Genomic DNA, 17,864 nt, shown 5'->3' with positions numbered 1-17,864 from the left:
CTTCCCCCGTCCGCGGCCCGGCCGCCTCAGCGTTTGCGCAAAAGCCGGCGATCCACCCACTGCAGCCACAGCGCCACCGGCGTGCGCGCCACGAACAAGCCCGCCAGCGCGCCCAGGCTGTTGGCCAGCGCATCGATCGCGTCGCCGCTGCGCGAATCGGTCAGCGTGGCCTGGGCGAATTCCAGGCCCACGCCCATCGCGATCAACCCCGCCACCGCGATCGCCTGCGGCCGCAGTCGCGCGAACAGCATGCCCGCGTAGGACGACAGCGCCAGATACGCGCCGAAGTGTTCGATCTTGTCGAAGTTGGAAAACGGCGGCGGCGGCAGATCGTGCGCCGGCAACAGGCAGGTCGCGATCACCGCCGCGATCATCGCCAGCCACAACGCGCACCACAGCAGCGGACGGTCGAACTCGCGCAGCAGCGCGCGCGCGGGCACGGCGCTCACAGGCGATAGCTCAGGTCGCCGGCCATGAAGGCGACGCCGAATTCGACGTCTTTCTCAAGCCCCATCACCTGGAAGCGCTCGCCCATCTCGCTGGGCAGGGTGAGCTTCTTGACCTCGCTGATGCGGCGCTGCTTCTCGACTTCGTCGCGCAGGCCCTCGATCCGCTGCAGCACGCCGGCCAGGCCGTTGCCGAGCAGGAAGCTGGCCTGCGAGCAATAGCCGGCCAGATCGAAGCCCGCCGCCAGTCCGGCCTCGGCCAGGGCGGTGAAATCCACCGACGCGGTCAGGTCCTGCAGTCCCGGCCACAGCAACGGATCGCCGTGGATGCGATGGCGGTAGAACGCGCGCAAGGTGCCGTCGCTGCGATCGGGCGAATAGAATTCCGAGCGCGCATAGCCGTAATCGACGAACAGCATCGCGCCGCGGCGCAAGCCGCCGGACACGGCCTGAATCCAATACGGCAGCTGCGGCAGCAGTTCGGAACGATAGCCTTCCTCGAACCGCCGCTCCAGCCGGCGCTCGGCCTGGCGTACCGCGTTGGCGAGAAAATCGTCGGCCGGGCGCAGCTCGCGGGCGAAGCCCTCGCCGTCGATGACGATGTGTTCTTCGAACACTTCTTCGTTATGGATGGCGAAGCGCGGCGTCGGCAGCGCGTCGATCACCTCGTTGGCGAACAGCACGCCTTCCCACTCGTCGCCGAACGGGCCGTCGGGCCATTCCAGCAGGTCGAACAACGGCGGCACCAGTCGCTCGCGCAGGCGTTCGCGCTGGCGATGGCGCAGTTCCGCGCTCGGCTCCAGGATGGCGTAGCGGTCCGGCAGCGCGTCCAGTTCCAGCAGGCGCTTGAGCGCGACCTCGGCGAACGCGCCGGTGCCGCCGCCGAGTTCCAGCAAGCGCGCCTGCGGCCCGATCTGCTGCAGCACCGGCGCCACCGATTCGGCCACGCAGGCGGCGAAGATCGGCCCCAGTTCCGGCGCGGTGACGAAATCGCCGCTGGCGCCGAATTTGCTCGCGCCGGCGCTGTAGTAGCCCAGGCCCGGCGCGTACAAGGCCAGCTCCATGAAGCGCGAGAACGCGATCGCGCCGCCGTGGGCGACGATCTGTTCGCGGATCAGCTGAGTCAGGCGCGCGCTGTGGGCCAGGGCGTCGGCGTCGGGGGGCGGCAGATCGAAGGGTTTCACGTGGCGGCGTTACGCAGGTCAGGAGCAGGCCGCCAGGATAAAGCAGGCTAGCGATCGCGGTCGGCTTCGGCAGCGACGAGGACGCGGACGTGGCCGAACTCACCCCGGGTCGCTGAGGCGCAAAAGCGAAGGCCGCCCGTGGGCGGTCTCGCGACATCGGTTCGACGGTCGCCGCCGGCGACTCAGCGGCGCGGCGCTTCCAGCGCCAGGCCTTCGAAACCGCGCGGCACTTCGCCGTCCACCGCATAGCGGTACAACGCAGCCGAATACACGCTGCCCAGCGCGCTCTGGTACACCGCCAGCGCCAGCAGGGCCAGCACCGTCACCGCGCCGATCAGGACCGCCAGCGCCGAGGACACCAGGCTCAGCACATAGGCCAGGCCGAACCCGGCCGCGCCCAGCGCCAGCATCGCCACGAAGCAGGCCAGGCCGATGCCGGCCATGCCGGCCGCGCTCTCGCCCCAGGTGCGCTTGAACATCGCCACGCTGCGCTTGAGCGCGTCCATCGGCCCGACGTTCTCCGCGACCAGCACCGGCACGACCAGGAAGGTCGCCATCGTCCAGGCCGCGCCGAGCGCGCCGCCGATCAGGCGCACGATGAAGTTGTTGTCGCGATCCTTGATCGCCTTGAGGATCATGCCGACGGTGGCGGCGATGGCCGCGTAGCCGGCGATCGCACCGATGCGCGAACGCGCCGCGTTGAAACCGTCGGCGACGGTGGGATTGCCGCCTTCCAGCCGGATCATCGCCGCGCTGACCAGCGCGCAGTTGCAGAAGATGATCACGAAGTACTGGCAGAAATAAAACGCGAACGCGAACGCCAGCGAACCGACGCTGTAGCCGTCGGCGAACAGCTTGAAGGCGACCGCCGGGATCATGAAGGTGGCCAGCACCACCAGCACGCAGATCGCCGACACCACCGGAAACACCAACAGCTCCCGGTCTGAATTGAGCACCGAGGCGCTGGCCTTGGCCAACTCCCAGCTGCGGGAAATCTTCTCGAACATCGCCTGCCCCCAGGTCATAAGATCGGGGCATCGTCAAACCTGTGACGGGAATTCGCAAGTGGGTGTGATGCGGGGCGGGTGCCGGGGAAGGATTTGCGCGGCGATCGGAGCCAAGAGCATTCGGGGCTGAAGCCCCTCCCACAAAAGACTTCGGGGCTTCGCGCTCGGCTCGGGAATGCTTTTGTGGGAGGGGCTTCAGCCCCGATGCTTTCCGATCAGATCGCCGCCACCCTCAGCGACCGCGCTCGATACACACCCCGACCCCGCGCGCATTGCGGATCGCACCGGGCTTGCTGAGCTTGAGCCGCACCCGGGCGACCTTGAACTCATTGAGCACGATCGCAGCGACGCGCTCGGCCAGGGTTTCGACCAGGCCGAACTCGGACTGCGCCACGAACTGGCTGATGCGCTCGCACACCGCCGCGTAATCGAGGGTGTCGCCGATCGCGTCGCTGGCTGCGGGCACGCGGTTGTCGAAGGCCATTTCCAGATCGAACACCAGCGGCTGGCGGATGCGTCGCTCCCAGTCGTAGATGCCGATCACGGCTTCGATTTCGAGGCCTTCGATGAAGACGTGGTCCATGGGGGCAGGATTCGGCATGAGGGATGGGCCGTGCGATGCGTAAGAAGTGAAAAGCATGCTACCCGCGACGCCGGATTTCGTCGCCGCCGCAAGGCTTTTGTAGGAGGGGCTTCAGCCCCGATGCTTTTCGCTCAAATCGCCGCGGGGTTTGACTCCATGGGGATGCTTCCAGCACGGAGCGGAAAGCATCGGGGCTGAAGCCCCTCCCACAAAAACCTCGAGGCTGAAGCCCCTCCCACAAAAGCCCGTCGCAGCGGCGGCTACACCGGCTCCAGCAAGGCCATGTCCCACCGCGGCGTCACCCGCACCGACGCATCGGCATGCTGCCCCGCCTGCAGGCGCAGCGCGCCGGCGTAGGCGATCATCGCGCCGTTGTCGGTGCAGAACATCGGCCGCGGAAACGCCACCCGGCCGCCGCGCTTTTGCGTCATCGCGGCGAGCTTGGCGCGCAGGCGCGTGTTCGCGCCGACGCCGCCGGCGACCACCAGGGTCTTGCAGCCGGAGGCTTCCAGCGCGCGTTCGCACTTGATCGCCAGCGTGTCCACGACCGCGTCCTCGAAGGCGCGGGCGATGTCGGCGCGGGTCTGCTCGGTCTTGTCGCTGTTCTGCCAGGCCAGCAGCACCTGGGTCTTGAGGCCGCTGAAACTGAAGTCCAGGCCGGGCCGGTCGGTCATCGGCCGGGCGAATTTGTAACGGCCGGGGGTGCCCAGCTCGGCCTGCGCCGCCAGTTGCGGGCCGCCGGGGTACGGCAGCCCCATCAGCTTGGCGGTCTTGTCGAAGGCCTCGCCGGCGGCGTCGTCCAGGGTCTCGCCGAGCAGGCGGTACTGGCCGATCCGGTCCACCGCGACCAGTTGGGTATGCCCGCCGGAGACCAGCAGGGCCACGAACGGCGGCTCGGGCCGGCCCAGCGGGTCGTCCTCCATCAGCGGCGCCAGCAGATGGCCTTCCATGTGGTGCACGCCGACCGCCGGCACGTCCAGCGCCCAGGCCAGCGCGCGCGCAACCCCGGCGCCGACCAGCAGCGCGCCGACCAGGCCCGGGCCGGCGGTATAGGCCACCCCGTCGATGTCCCGGGTGCCCAGGCCGGCCTCGGCCAGGGTCTGGCGGATCAGCGGCAGCAGCTTGCGCACGTGGTCGCGGCTGGCCAGCTCGGGCACCACCCCGCCGTATTCGGCGTGCAGGGCGATCTGGCTGTAAAGCGCATGGGCGCGCAGACCGGCGTCGGTGTCGTACACCGCCACCCCGGTCTCGTCGCAGCTGGTTTCGATGCCCAAAACCTTCATGGGCGGGCCTTACGGGCTGCGTCGGCCGCCGGTTTCTGGGAGAATGTCGCGTTCATGGAGGTGTATGTTGCACCTTCCGCACGAGCATCGCTATAATGCGCGGCTCTCCCGGTCTGCCGGGCCGGTCCCCGTTAACGAGATTACGTATGCCCAGCGTCAAAGTCCGCGAAAACGAGCCTTTCGAATTTGCCCTGCGCCGTTTCAAGCGCACCTGCGAAAAGGCCGGCGTCCTGGCCGAAACCCGCAAGCGCGAGTTCTATGAAAAGCCGACGCAGGAACGCAAGCGCAAGGCCGCCGCTGCGGTGAAGCGTCAGGCGCGCCGCGCCTCGCGCGACGTCACCAAGCGTCAGCGCCTGTACTGATCGCGCGTTCCGCGTCCGCCAGGCCTAACCTGCCGGCTGTCGCAGAACCACCATCAAGCCGGCCGCGCCTCGGGCGCTGCCGGCTTTTTGCGTTTGTGCTTTAGCCGGGAATCGGGAATGGAGAATCGGGAATCGTGAATGCCCGCTTCGCCCAGCGCCGCCCCAACCCGCAGTGCGATCGCTCTACCGATTCCCTATTCCCCATTCCCAATTCCCGTCAAAAAGCCATGACCCTCAAACAACGCCTCACCGAAGACATGAAGGCCGCGATGAAGAGCGGCGACAAGCAGACCCTGGGCGTGATCCGCCTGATGAACGCGGCGCTCAAGCAGAAGGAAGTCGATGAGCGCATCGAACTCGACGACGCCGCGGTGATCGCGATCCTCGACAAGATGGTCAAGCAGCGCCGCGACTCGGTCAGCCAGTACGAAGCGGCCGCGCGCGAGGATCTGGCCCAGATCGAGCGCGACGAAATCGTCGTGATCGAGCGCTATATCCCGGCCAAGATGGGCGAGGCCGAGATCCTGGCCGTGATCGAGCAGGCCATCGCCGAAGTCGGCGCGACCGGCCCGGCCGACCTGGGCAAGCTGATGGGCCCGCTCAAGGCCAAGCTGGCCGGCAAGGCCGACATGGGCCAGGTGTCGGCGCTGACCAAGAAGCGTCTGGCCGGCTGAGTCCGGCCCGGTCCGCCGGCGGATGCGGCGGACCTCGTTATTCCCCGGCGCCGCGTGGCGGCGTCCGGGTTTCACCGCCCGCAAGGGCCGCACGACCGGAGGTGCTCCATGAAACGCCGCAACCCCAACGCCGTCTGCTTTCAGGCCGCTGCCTGATCCGCTGATCGAAACGACCGACGCCGGGCTCCAGGCCGCTGCCGCGGACACGCCCGAAGCCGTCGAAACCGTCGCGCCCGATCCGTCCGATTTCGACCTCGCGCCGTCCCACGCCGCGCCCGCGCTCGAACTCACCCGTAAACGCCGCAAGGGCTACCCGTCCGAAACCCGCGTCAAACGCGGCCGGCGGCTGGTTCATGGCGACAAGGAACTGGTCGAGAAGCTGGGCCGCAACGATCCGTGCCCCTGCGGCTCCGCGCGGAGGTTCAAGGAATTGTTGTCTGCGCGTCGGCCGCCATGACGGTTCGCTGCGCGATGACTACTTTTAGGGACTGATCGCGCGCAATCGTCGATACCCCGCGATCTCGCCGCCACGGCGCGATCGCCGCGAAAGCCGGGCCGGGCCCCGGCTTTCGCGTATCGGTGGTCTTGAGACAGGCCGATCGCGCGCTCCGAAGATGCGTTTGTGCACGCATCGGCGACGCATCGCTAACCCGATTTGCGGATACTGAACGCGTCACCCCCGCGACGATGCTCGTACCGCATGCCTTCGAATCCGGATTCCCTGCCCGCGCATCACAACGCTCCACGCCCCGATCCGCCGGCGGCGGACGCCGATCGCGCGGGCTCGGGCGCGTCCGAATTCGCCCATGACGCCATGCAACGCATCCACGCCCTGCAGACCCGCCTGGAGCAGAGCTGGCCGGGCAAGTTCGCGCAGCGCTTCGTCGATTACGACATCCTGGCGCTGGCCGCGGCGCTGTCGTTCTACACCTTGCTGTCGCTGGCGCCGCTGATCCTGATGGTGCTGTGGCTGACCACCGCGCTCTACCCGTCCGCGCAGGAGGAGTTCTTCCGCCAGATCGGGCTGCTGGCCGGCAGCCAGGTCGAAAGCACGGCGCGGTTGATCGTGGCCAATGCCGAGAACCGCCCGGGCACCGGCTCGTTCGCCGCGCTGCTGGGCACCATCGCGCTGCTGGTCGGCGCCTCGGCCGTGTTCGGCCAATTGCAGGCCGCGCTCAACCGCGTGTTCCGCAGCGACGCCAAGCGCCTGGGCGGGTTGATGGCGTGGCTGCGCAAGCGCTTGCTGTCGTTCGGCATGGTCATCAGCGTCGGTTTCCTGCTGGTGGTGTCGATGGCGGTGCAGGCGGCGCTGCAACTGTTGATCGCTTACGTGCCCGATTTGCTGCCGGTGTTCGCCGCGGTGGCGTCGTTCCTGCTGTATGCGCTGGTGTTCGCGGCGATGTACCGCTGGCTGCCGGATCGCCCGGTCAGCCGCCGACGCGCGCTGTTCGGCGGCGCGTTGACCTCCGGCATGTTCATGCTCGGCCGCAGCGCGATCGGCCTGTACCTGGGCCAGGCCAGCCTGGGCACGGCCTACGGCCCGGCCGGCGGCCTGGTGATCATGCTGGTGTGGATGTACTACTGCGCGGTGGTGTTCCTGCTCGGGGCGCTGATCACCGCGATGCTCGATGAGCATGCGCGGGTGCGGCGGCGCTTGGCGCAGGAGCGTAGTGCGGTGGGGTTGGAAGGGTAACTTCGGCGGGGGCAAATCCCCGGCGCTGGGGTTTTGCGCGATACCGGCCGGGCGCCGGGCGCCGCCCCCTTTTGCAAAGGGGGCTCTTGTTTTCGCGCACCTCCGAACTCCGAATTCCGACCTATCGAGTTCCCCCCTTTGAAAAAGGGGGGCAGGGGGGATTTGCTCTTGGCCCCAATCGCGGCCGATCCACCCCGCCTCATGGCATCCTAGTCGCCGATCCGCAACGAGTTTCGCGCCGCCCCTCGCAGGCGGCCACCGGCATGGCCCGCATCCCCGACGGCTTCATCGACGACCTCCTCGCCCGCACCGACATCGTCGAGGTGATCGGCGCGCGCGTGCCGTTAAAACGCCAGGGCAAGGAATACTCGGCGCGCTGCCCGTTCCACGACGAGCGCTCGCCCTCGTTCACGGTCTCGCCGACCAAGCAGTTCTATCACTGCTTCGGCTGCGGCGCGCACGGCACCGCGATCAGCTTCCTGATGAATTACGAGCGCCTGGAGTTCCTCGACGCGGTCGATGAGCTGGCCAAGCGCGTCGGCGTGGAAGTCCCGCGCGACACCCGCGCGCGCAACGAAAACTCGGAGACCTCGGACCTGTACGTCGCGGTCGAAGCCGCGCAGCGCTTCTTCCTCAAGCAATACGCCATCAGCGGCAAGGCCCAGGGCTATCTGGACAGCCGCGGCGTCAGCATCGACATCCGCGACCGCTTCGGCATCGGCTACGCCCCCGACGGCTTCAACGGCCTGCGCGATGCGCTGGGCACCGACGAGCGGCGCATGAAACTGCTCGAACGCGCCGGCCTGTTCTCCAAGAACGACAGCGGCCGCGTCTACGACAAATTCCGCGATCGGGTCATGTTCCCGATCCACGACCGCCGCGGCCGCGTCATCGCCTTCGGCGGCCGCGTGCTCGACAAGGAAGACGGGCCGAAATATCTCAATTCGCCGGAAACCCCGCTGTTCCACAAAGGCCGCGAGCTCTACGGCCTGTGGCAGGTGCGCCAGGCCCACAACAAGATTCCGAAGCTGATCGTGGTCGAGGGCTACATGGACGTGGTCGCGCTGTTCCAGCACGGCGTGGACACGGCGGTGGCGACGTTGGGCACGGCGACCACGCCCGATCACGCCGAACTGCTGTTCCGCAACGCCGCCGACGTCTATTTCTGTTTCGACGGCGACCGCGCCGGCCGCGGCGCGGCGTGGAAGGCGGTCGAGTCGGTGCTGCCGCGCATGAAGGACGGTCGCCAGGCCTTCTTCCTGTTCCTGCCCGACGGCGAAGACCCCGATTCATTGGTGCGCAACGAAGGCGCGGAAGGCTTCGACCGGCGCCTGCGCGAGGCGACGCCGCTGTCGCAGTTCCTGTTCGACTCGCTCGCCGCCGACGTCAACTTGAACACGCTCGAAGGCAAGGGCCGGCTGGCCGAACGCGCCAAGCCGCTGCTGGCGCAGATTCCCGACGGCGCCTTCGGCGACCTGATGAAGCAGCGCCTGACCGAGCTGACCGGCGTCGGCGCGCGCGCGTCCTCGCCGGATACGCACGTGCCGACGCAGCGCGCGCATTCGGGCGCGCGTCCGGCGCCGACGCCCAAGCGCTCGCTGGTGCGCAGCGCGATCAGCGTGTTGCTGCAAAAGCCCTCGCTCGCCGCGGCGCTGCAACCGCCCTACCGTTTCGCCGCCTTGCGCCAGCCCGGCATCGAACTGTTGATCGAAATCGTCGATGTGGTGCAGCAGCGACCGGAAATCAGCACCGGCGCGTTGCTGGAGCATCTGGCCGAACACCCGCAGGCCGCCGCGCTGCATAAACTCGCCAGCCACTCCCTGCCTGGCGGCGACGACACCCTGCAGCGCGAATTCCTCGACGCGATCGCGCAACTGGAAAAACAGACCGTGGTGCAACGGCTGGACGAACTGCAGGAACGCAAGCGCGAAGGCAGCCTCAGCGACGAAGAAAAACGCGAGCTGCTGTCCCTGCTGCAGACCCGGCTGGCGCGTCCGGCGCCCTGAGCCGGCCGCTCAGCCCCACACCTCGCCCATCACCCGGGCGAAATTGCCGCCCAGCACCTTGCCGATACGCGCATCGCTGTGTCCGCGCTGCGCCAACAGCGCGGCGATGATCTCGAAACGGCGCGGCGTATTGAGGTCGGGGACGAACAGATACACGGTCTCGCTTTCGCCCGGCGCGGAAATGCCGAGCGTGCGGCGCTCGCGGATCGACTCGGCATGCAGCCGCTTGTATTTCTCGGTGAGCTTGACCGGCGAGACGGTGTTGTCGGTGCCGATGCCGACATGGTCCTCGCCGCAGACCTGCAGCGCGTGTTCGATATGCCGCACCACGTCGGCCGCCATCGGCTGGCCGCTTTCGCGCAGGAACGGCATCAGGTAGATGCCGACCACGCCGCCGCCCTGGGCGACCGCGCGCATTTCCGCGTCGGTCTTGTTGCGCGGACGTTCGACCAGCGCCGCGCAGCCGGTGTGGCTGATCAGCACCGGCGCTTTCGACGCGGCGATCGCCTCGGTCGCGGTGCGGCGGCCGCTGTGGGCCAGATCGACCAGCACGCGGCGCTCGTTGAGGCGTTCGACCAGGCGGTGGCCGAACTTGCTCAGGCCGGCGTCGCCGGCCTCCATGCAGCCGTCGCCGGCCAGATTGCGCACGTTGTAGGTCAGCTGCACCGTGCGCAAGCCCATGCGCTGGAAGTCGTCGATGCGTTCGAGTTTTTCCCCGATCGGCGCGCTGTCCTGGAACTGATAGACCATGCCGATCTTGTTCTCGCGCCGCGCGCGCTCCAGATCGGCGCCGGTGCGCACCGCCATGAACACGTCCGGATGCAGGACGATCTCGTTTTCCCAATAGGCGATGTCGCGCATCGCCGCCTCGTAGGCGCCTTCGTACTGCGCGACCGGGCCGACCGTGGTCTGCAGCACGCGCAGGCCGCTGGCGCGCGCGTCCTCGACCAGCGCCCTGGACAGCGCTTCGCCGGGTTGCGCGTCCTCGCTGCCGATGAAGCCGCAGCCATCGACCACCATCGCCTGCGCGTACGGCGGCCATTGCGAGGGCGGCGCGGCCGCGCGCAGCGGTGCGGCCCAGCCGCTGGCCAGCGCGCCGGCGCCGGCCAGTGCGCCTTGAATCAGGAACGTCCTTCGGTCGAGCATCGATATCTCCCTGGGTGAAACCGTTGCGCCGCGACGGTCGCGCGACGCGGCCGCGATCACGGCGCACTGAATGCAGTCAACGCACTCTAAGCCCGGCAGCGGCCTTGCGAAGCCGTGACCTTCGGGAGGGATCGGCGCGCACCGCGCGCGCTAAGCTCGGGGTCCGTGCGCCGGCGCTGCGGCCGGACGCGATCACCGCACCCTGGGGAGACTACGATGTCGCTGCGCCACGTCCTGACTGTCACCGCGCTGGCGCTGGCTTGCGCCGGCACCGCTCATGCCCGCGCCGCCGCCCAGGCCGGCGGCGAGGTCGCCCGCCAGGAACAAGGCAACCGGGTCAGCGAGAACGTCCCGACGATTCCGGCCGAGCTGCAGGAACGCCTCAACCGCTACCAGAACACCCGCGGCGCGAGCTTCGGCGGCTGGACCCATGACGGCTGCCTGCTGATCGGCACCCGCTTCGCCGAAACCGCGCAGGCCCATCGCGTCTGCCAGCCGCTGGGCATGCGCGAGCAACTCACCTTCTATCCCGAACCGGTCAACAACCTGACCGTGGCGCCGGCGCCGTCGGACGGTTTCGTGTTCGGCAAGGACGTGGGCGGCAACGAGTTCTGGCAACTGCATTATTTCGATCTGGCCACGCGCCAGGTCAGCCTGCTCACCGACGGCAAGGCGCGTAACCAGAATCCGCTGTTCTCGCACGACGGCAAGCAGTTCGCCTACAGCAGCACCGCGCGCAACGGCCGCGACATCGACGTGTGGGTGATGGACTTCGCCACGCGCAAGGCGCGCGCGGTGGTCACCGACGGCGGCACCTGGAGCGCGCAGGACTTCTCGCCCGACGGCAAGCAGTTGCTGGTGATCAAGTTCGTCTCGGCCGGCGAGTCGTATCCGGGCCTGGTCGATCTGGACAGCGGCAAGCTGACCTTGTTCCCGGTCGATGGCGGCAAGGCCTCGATCAGCGATTTCCGTTTCTCCCGCGACGGCCGCGCGGTGTATTTCGTCTCCGACGAGCCGGTGGACGGCAAGCCGCAGGAGTTCCGCACCTTGCGCCGGCACGAGCCGGCCAGCGGCAAGTTCGACGTGCTCAGCGCGAACATTCCCTGGGACGTGGACCAGCTGGCGCTGGCCGAAGACGGCAAGCATCTGTTGTTCGTCAGCAACGAAGACGGCGTGGGCAAGCTGCACGTGCTGTCGCTGCCGCAGCACAAGCAGATCAAGCTGCCGGCCTTGCCGATCGGAGTGATCGGCCGCGCCGATTTCTCGCCCGACGGCAAGCGCATCGCGCTGGCGATCAACACCTCGACTTCGCCCAGCGATCTGTACGTGATCGATCTGGCCTCCGCGCAGTTGGCGCGCTGGACCCGCAGCGAAGTCGGCGGCCTGGACTCGACCCGGTTCGTCACCCCCAGCCTGATCCGTTATCCGACCTTCGACACGGTGGACGGCGGCGCGCGGCGCACGATTCCGGCGTTCTACTACAAGCCGGCGCAGGTGCCGGCCGGCAAGAAGCTGCCGGTGGTGATCAATATCCACGGCGGCCCGGAAGGCCAGTCGCAGCCCAGCTTCAACGCCACCGCGCAGTTCCTGGCCAACGAACTTGGCGTGGCGATGCTGGTGCCGAACGTGCGCGGCTCATCGGGTTACGGCCGCACTTACCTGAGCCTGGACAACGCGGAAAAGCGCGAGGATTCGGTCAAGGACATCGGCGCCCTGCTCGACTGGGTGGGCCAGCAGCCCGAGCTGGATGCGCAACGGGTCGGCGTGTACGGCGGCAGCTACGGCGGCTACATGGTGCTGGCGTCGCTGACCCATTACAGCGACCGCATCCGCGCCGGCGTCGATGTGGTCGGCATTTCCGACTTCACCACCTTCCTCAACAACACCGAAAGCTATCGCCGCGACCTGCGCCGCGCCGAGTACGGCGATGAGCGCATTCCGCGGATGAAGGCGGTGTTCGACCGGATTTCGCCGTTGAAGAACGCCGGCAAGATCGCTTCGCCCTTGTTCGTGGCGCAGGGCAGGAACGATCCGCGCGTGCCGTACACCGAGGCCGAGCAGATCGTGAAAGCGGTGCGGGCGAACGGGCAGCCGGTCTGGTTCCTGATGTTCAACGACGAGGGGCACGGGTTCCAGAAGAAGGCCAATACCGATTACTTCGGTGCGGCGATGATGGCGTTCTGGCAGCGGCATTTGATGGGTGGAGAGTGAGGAGGTTAAGAACAAATCCCCCCTGCCCCCTTTTTTCAAAGGGGGAATCGGTCTGGTGGAGTTGTCGGACGGCGAGCTTTCACCGCCGGTGAGAACCGGCGCCCCCTTTGGCAAAGGGGGCGAGCGCCTGGTGCGCCTTGAAGCCGAAACGAATCGATAGCGCGGGGGATTTGCGCGCCACCACAACCACCGCGCATCACGCCCGATCAATCGATCTCGCTGATATCGTCCGCCAGCCCGTTCGCATCGCGGCGGATCTCGGCGCGATCGCGCTCATCGGCCACACCGCCCAACGAGCTCTCCCGGAAAGCGTCGGCCACGGCCTGGCGCTCGGTCAGCCGCGCCAGTTCCGGATTGGAATCGATGTTGCCGTACAACTGCTGCTTGGCCGCATCGGTCAGCTGGCCGGTGGCGGTGTCGATGACCTCGCCGGTGAGCCCGGTCAAGGCCTCCTGCACCAGCGGATTGTTCGCGAACAAGGTTTCCAGCTTGCCGGTCGCGCGCGCTTCCAGCCGCGCCGGCAGCGGCACCGCGACCAGGGCCAGATCGACCACGAAGGCGATCGCTTCCTTCTTCGCGTCGATATCGGCCTGCAGTTTTTCGAAACCGCGATCCACCGCGACGTCGCTCGCCGCGGAGATCACCACCAACCGGCCCGAAGCGTCCTCGTAGCCGGGCGAATTGGTCTGCCCGCGCGAGTCGTTGATGATCTGCGCCTGATCGCCGACGTAGTCCAGGATCGCCTGACGCGCGCTCTGGCGGCCGGCGCCGGAGATGTCCGGGTTGAACGTGGTCAGTTCCAGCACCGCGGCCAGATCGCGGCCGTTGACTTCGTATTGCTTGCGATCGGTGTCCTCGCCCAGACCGCGCGCGCCGCTGTCGTCGTATTCGCTGAGCGCGTCGAGCACCTTGTCCGAGTGCGTGCCCAGCATCTGCGCCAGCGCTTCGTTGCGCGCGACCTGGTCCTGCTCGAACCAGTCGCCGTGCTCGCCCGGCAGCCGCGCCAGCTGCGCGGCCAGATCGCCGGCCTGCGGGCGCTCGTCGCGCGCGACCGCGGAGAAGATCGTCGCCATCATGTCCGGCTCGGCCTGCGGCAGCTGCGCGGCGATGGCGATCACGCGGTCGAGTTGATCCGAAGGCAGGCCGCGCAGGAAGTCGGTCAGCACTTCCGGATGCTGGGCGTCGCCGCCGGCGACGTTGATGGCCAGTTCCAGTTGGCGGAAGTTGTAGCTGTGGAAGCCCAGATCGGTCGGATACTGCGAATGCGACCAGGTATCGAAGATGCGGTCGGCCAGATTGCCGCGCAGCTCGAGCGTTTCCGGGCCGCTGGAGCCGTTGAGGAAATCGGTGATCTCCTTGTACTCGCGGACCTGATCGGGGCCGTAGTCGATATCGGCCAGACCGTCGAAGGAATCGGCGTCGATCACCCGATCGTTGTAGGCCTGGGCGATCTGCTCGGTGATGTCGGCGCGGGTGGCCGCATCGATCTTGCCGTCGCCGGCCAGGCCCAGCACGCCGCTCGGGGTCAGCCAGGATTTGACCGCGCCATGATCGCGTTCCAGCACCGCCGCGGTGAGGTATTCGCGATACGCCTCCGGCTCGCCGCGCACGGCGTCGGCGAAGGCATCGCGGCGCGCGCCGTAGTCGTCTTCGCCATCGCGCTTGCCGACATCCAGGATGCCTTGCGCATCGTCCTGCGCGTCCTGCTTCAAGGTCGGGATGCGCGCCTCGCCGAGCAGATCGGCGGTGCGCCCGGGCAAGGCTTCGGCGGTGATGCCGGCATCGCCGATGCCGCCCACCATTTCCACGTACTGCTGGATCTGATCGTAGGCCTGCATGCGCTGCGCGCTGCTGGCGCTCGGCGAGATTTCGCGATCGACCGCGTCCAGCACTTCGGGCCGATAGCGCGTCGGCACGTCGTGCTCGCGCAGCGTGCTCAGCGCGATCGATTTCATCGAGGCGTCGTCGATGACTTCGTAGTCGCCGCCGCTGGCCGCGCGCTCGACATAGGCCTGGGTTTCGCGATACGCGGTGTTGCGTTGCTCGACCGTCGCATCGGGGCTGAGGGTCGCATCGACCGCGGCCTGCACGTCTTCGTGCTGGGTGCCGGTGGGCGGCACGACGCCATCCGCGTTCTGCGGTTTCGCCGGCGGCGGCGCTTCGGCGGGCTGCTGGAACAGCACCGGATTTCGGTAAGTCGGATTGTTGAAGATCCCGCTCATGGCCGCGCCCATCCCGCTGAGTGAACCTGCACGCTAGTCCCATGCTCCCCTTGTGGCCAGATGGGGCCAACCCTATCCGGGCCAGCCGAAGTCATTGAACTGTCACGAATTACTGGGGTTTTCCCCACTGGGGCGGCGTGCTTATTCTGGCTACTTTGAGTGCTTGCTTCGCATCGATCAGGCACACCTATGACCGACCCGATCTCCGCCGGCCTCGCCCCGGTCCTGCCGCCGCCGCTGGAGCCCGTTCAGCCGCTGCCGACGCCGCAGACGCTGCGGCAGGCCGCGCCGCCGCAGGCACGCGCGCAAGTCGATGGCCTGACGCCGCCGCAGCTCGACACGCTGCGCGAGCAGGTCGATGCGCTGCCGCTGGCCGACCGGCAGACCCTGGCCAACGATCTGGCCGGCAAGCTGGACGCGCCGCAGCTGCGCAAGCTGGAAGCCGCGTTCGGCCAGGACACCATCGCCGACGCGGTGGACCGGCGCAGCGGCGCCGACGTGCGCGAGGCCTACGCGGCGCTGCCGCGCGAAGGCGGGCTGATCGACGGCGTGGTCGATACCGTCAAGGGTTGGCTGGGCCTGGGCGATTCCGAATCCGCCGGCATCCATGAGATCTCCGCGACGGTGATCAACCCCGACAGCGGCGAGATCAACGACGCGACCTGGACCGTGGACGAGCAGGGCCGGCCGGTGCATGCCGAGGGCACCTTGCGCACCGTGTTCAGCAAGATCGAGCGCAGCGACGCGGAAACCCAGGCGCAACGCACCGCCGCCGACCGCGGCGTGGAAGGCGACCAGGGCGGGCATGTGTTCGGCCATCGCTTCGTCACCGACCAGGGCCTGAAGAACCTGTTCCCACAGAACGGCAACTTCAACATGGGCGCGTACAAAACCCTCGAAAACGAGTGGGCGGCCTGGGTCGATAAAGGCATGGACGTGCGCATCGACATCGATCTGACGCCGCGCGAGGTCGATCGACCGGACCGGGTTCGCATTTCCTATGACGTGATCGACCCGGCCGACGGCAGCAGGGTTTACGATCAGCGCGTGACGTTCGAAAACCGCGCTGGCCAGCATTACGACCGGGTCGATGGCCCGCAGATGGACGAGTTGATCGCGGCCGGCTCCTAACCGACACGCCCTTAAGGCAGGACATGAACAGAGACGAATTGCTCGGCGAAATCGCGCGCTTGATCGTGGTCGACCCCAAGGCCGGCGAACGCCCCTGGGACGGCTATTCGCTGATCGCCTGGTACGGCGAAGGCATCAGCCGCCTCAACGGCTTCCGCTACGACAAGGGCCAGCCGGGCGAACCGCTGACGCCGTCGGGCGTGGAGATCGAGAACCGCCTGGAAGAACTGCGCCGCGTCACCCATACCAAGGACAAGGCGCCGTGGCGGGTGTGCATCGTGCGCATCAATCGCGAGGCAGCGGAAGTGGCGATCGATTTCGAATATGAGGAACCGGGCAAGTGGTATGTCACGCCCGACAGCGCGGCCGACATCGCCGAGCGCGTGCGGCCAATTTAAAAGGTGCAATACCACTAAAGCCACCGAAGCGAAGAACTTCGGTGGCTTTTCCGCCTGATGCGCAGAGGCTGACGACCTTCGGTGGTTTTGCCGCCTGATGCGCGCAGGCTGACGACCTCCGGTGGTTTTGCCGCCTGATGCGCGCAGGCTGACGACCTCCGGTGGTTTTGCCGCCTGATGCGCGCAGGCTTCGGACGCTACGCTTGCGTACTTGACTTGGGTTGACCGCAGCTCCTGCAGCCGTCCTTCAAGCCTGCGAAGCGATCCGATACGCTCCCGCGCCCGGCATCCTCACGCCCACGCCGAACTCGCCGCCACGTTCCGCCATGGACCGGGCCGCGCGCGGCGGCCAGAATGAGGCTCAGGCCCGCATCGCCGCGCGCTCACGCACGACCGCCGCGGCCCTGCGCCCTTCCCTGTTTGCGAGGCGCCGATCGATGTCGTGGCTCAAACGTCTGCGCGTGGACGCTTTCACCCTGGCCCTGCTGGGCGCGGTCGCCCTGGCCTGGTGGTTTCCGCTGCAAGGCGCGGTAGCACGCGGGCTGGACGACTTCACCAACATCGCCATCGCCGCGCTGTTCTTCCTGCACGGCGCGCGGCTGTCGCGCGAGGCCATCGTGGCCGGCGCCCTGCACTGGCGTTTGCATCTGGTGATTTTCGCCAGCACCTTCATCCTGTTTCCGCTGCTGGGCCTGGCGCTGAAGCCGTTGTCGGGCCATTGGCTGACGCCGGAGCTGTATCTGGGCCTGCTGTTCCTGTGCACGCTGCCATCGACCGTGCAATCGTCGATCGCCTTCACCTCGATGGCCGGCGGCAACGTCCCGGCGGCGGTGTGCAGCGCGTCGGCGTCGAGTTTGCTCGGCGTGTTCCTGACTCCGTTGTTGATGAGCGCGCTGGCCGGCTCGCACGGGGCGATGGCGAATCCGGGCGAAGCGATCGGCAAGATCATGCTGCAGCTGCTGGTGCCTTTCGTCGCCGGCCATCTGCTGCGGCGCTGGGTCGGCGGCTGGGTCGAACGCCGGCGCGCGGTGCTGCGTTACACCGACCAGGGCACGGTGTTGCTGGTCGTGTACACCGCGTTCGCCGCGTCGGTGAGCAGCGGCCTGTGGCAAAGCACGCCGGTGCAGGCGTTGTACGTGGTGATCGGCGTGTGCGCGCTGCTGTTGGCCGTGGTGATGGTGGCGACGACGTTCGCCGCGCGCCGGCTCGGGTTTTCGCGCGAGGACGAAATCGCGATCGTGTTCTGCGGTTCGAAGAAGAGCCTGGCAACCGGCGTGCCGATGGCGAAGATCCTGTTCGCGAGCAGCGCGCTGGGAGCGATCGTGTTGCCGGTGATGATCTTCCATCAGATTCAGTTGATCGTTTGCGCGAGTATTGCGCGGCGGTATGCGCGGCGTGCTGCGACGACGCCCGTGCTGGAAGAAGCCGCGGACTGACCGCCCGCCAACCACTCCCACCCGAGGGATTCCCCCCTTTGAAAAAGGGGGGCAAGGGGGGATTTGCTTTGGGGCTGTCCTA

The 17,864-nt window shown here is 67.6% G+C and carries 15 protein-coding genes; 8 read left to right on the top strand and 7 right to left on the bottom strand.

Annotated features, from left to right (window positions below; translation table 11 throughout):
* Window positions 1-26 precede the first annotated feature (26 nt).
* The 5 genes from J7J50_RS20800 to tsaD all read right to left on the bottom strand — a co-directional run bounded on the left by J7J50_RS20800 (window position 27) and on the right by tsaD (window position 4,503).
* A complete protein-coding gene (locus tag J7J50_RS20800) occupies window positions 27-449 on the bottom strand; it encodes a VanZ family protein (RefSeq protein ID WP_215061039.1) in 423 nt (140 codons plus the stop codon).
* Window positions 446-1,630 carry an SAM-dependent methyltransferase gene (locus J7J50_RS20795; RefSeq protein WP_215061046.1) on the bottom strand — a complete coding sequence of 395 codons (1,185 nt, stop codon included), beginning with the start codon at window positions 1,628-1,630 and terminating at the stop codon, window positions 446-448. The genes J7J50_RS20800 and J7J50_RS20795 overlap by 4 nt, the downstream gene beginning before the upstream one ends.
* Window positions 1,631-1,812: 182 nt before the next feature.
* Window positions 1,813-2,655, bottom strand: a complete 843-nt coding sequence (locus tag J7J50_RS20790; protein WP_251044679.1) for a DUF6159 family protein — start codon at window positions 2,653-2,655, stop codon at window positions 1,813-1,815.
* Between the two features lie 214 nt (window positions 2,656-2,869).
* Complete coding sequence (gene folB, locus J7J50_RS20785; protein WP_215061048.1) at window positions 2,870-3,220, bottom strand: dihydroneopterin aldolase; 351 nt, start codon at window positions 3,218-3,220, stop codon at window positions 2,870-2,872.
* Window positions 3,221-3,480: 260 nt separating this feature from the next.
* Window positions 3,481-4,503 (bottom strand): tRNA (adenosine(37)-N6)-threonylcarbamoyltransferase complex transferase subunit TsaD, encoded by a 1,023-nt coding sequence (tsaD, locus tag J7J50_RS20780; RefSeq protein ID WP_215061050.1) that lies wholly within the window; start codon window positions 4,501-4,503, stop codon window positions 3,481-3,483.
* A 146-nt stretch (window positions 4,504-4,649) separates the two neighbouring features.
* Between tsaD and rpsU the strand changes: the two genes are divergently transcribed.
* From rpsU to dnaG, 4 genes are all read left to right on the top strand, one after another.
* The gene (gene rpsU, locus J7J50_RS20775; RefSeq protein WP_031371286.1) at window positions 4,650-4,865 is read left to right on the top strand and encodes a 30S ribosomal protein S21; all 216 of its coding nucleotides are present in this window, start codon (window positions 4,650-4,652) and stop codon (window positions 4,863-4,865) included.
* A 227-nt stretch (window positions 4,866-5,092) separates the two neighbouring features.
* Complete coding sequence (locus tag J7J50_RS20770; protein ID WP_057941405.1) at window positions 5,093-5,539, top strand: GatB/YqeY domain-containing protein; 447 nt, start codon at window positions 5,093-5,095, stop codon at window positions 5,537-5,539.
* Between the two features lie 700 nt (window positions 5,540-6,239).
* The gene (locus J7J50_RS20760; RefSeq protein WP_251044678.1) at window positions 6,240-7,232 is read left to right on the top strand and encodes a YihY/virulence factor BrkB family protein; all 993 of its coding nucleotides are present in this window, start codon (window positions 6,240-6,242) and stop codon (window positions 7,230-7,232) included.
* Window positions 7,233-7,495: 263 nt separating this feature from the next.
* Window positions 7,496-9,238, top strand: coding sequence for a DNA primase (gene dnaG, locus J7J50_RS20755; protein WP_215061052.1), 1,743 nt, complete (start codon window positions 7,496-7,498; stop codon window positions 9,236-9,238).
* Between the two features lie 9 nt (window positions 9,239-9,247).
* On the opposite strand, the gene J7J50_RS20750 is transcribed toward dnaG, so the two are convergent.
* A complete protein-coding gene (locus tag J7J50_RS20750) occupies window positions 9,248-10,384 on the bottom strand; it encodes a membrane dipeptidase (protein ID WP_215061055.1) in 1,137 nt (378 codons plus the stop codon).
* A gap of 216 nt (window positions 10,385-10,600) precedes the next feature.
* Between J7J50_RS20750 and J7J50_RS20745 the strand changes: the two genes are divergently transcribed.
* Window positions 10,601-12,595: a prolyl oligopeptidase family serine peptidase gene (locus J7J50_RS20745; protein ID WP_215061057.1), complete on the top strand. Its 1,995-nt coding sequence runs from the start codon at window positions 10,601-10,603 to the stop codon at window positions 12,593-12,595.
* Between the two features lie 206 nt (window positions 12,596-12,801).
* Here J7J50_RS20745 and J7J50_RS20740 read toward each other — a convergent pair whose 3' ends face one another.
* The gene (locus J7J50_RS20740) at window positions 12,802-14,817 is read right to left on the bottom strand and encodes a hypothetical protein (RefSeq protein WP_215061059.1); all 2,016 of its coding nucleotides are present in this window, start codon (window positions 14,815-14,817) and stop codon (window positions 12,802-12,804) included.
* A 189-nt stretch (window positions 14,818-15,006) separates the two neighbouring features.
* Between J7J50_RS20740 and J7J50_RS20735 the strand changes: the two genes are divergently transcribed.
* The 3 genes from J7J50_RS20735 (at window position 15,007) to J7J50_RS20725 (ending at window position 17,782) form a co-directional block, all read left to right on the top strand.
* Window positions 15,007-15,948 (top strand): DNA/RNA non-specific endonuclease, encoded by a 942-nt coding sequence (locus tag J7J50_RS20735; RefSeq protein ID WP_215061061.1) that lies wholly within the window; start codon window positions 15,007-15,009, stop codon window positions 15,946-15,948.
* A 23-nt stretch (window positions 15,949-15,971) separates the two neighbouring features.
* Window positions 15,972-16,346, top strand: a complete 375-nt coding sequence (locus J7J50_RS20730; protein ID WP_215061063.1) for a hypothetical protein — start codon at window positions 15,972-15,974, stop codon at window positions 16,344-16,346.
* A 437-nt stretch (window positions 16,347-16,783) separates the two neighbouring features.
* Window positions 16,784-17,782, top strand: a complete 999-nt coding sequence (locus J7J50_RS20725; protein WP_215061065.1) for a bile acid:sodium symporter family protein — start codon at window positions 16,784-16,786, stop codon at window positions 17,780-17,782.
* Window positions 17,783-17,864: the final 82 nt, after the last annotated feature.

It is taken from the genome of Lysobacter sp. ISL-50 (assembly GCF_018612875.1).
GTDB lineage: Bacteria > Pseudomonadota > Gammaproteobacteria > Xanthomonadales > Xanthomonadaceae > Lysobacter.
The sequence above is the reverse complement of the archived record's forward strand: the minus strand, read 5'-3'. Positions and strand labels throughout refer to the sequence as shown.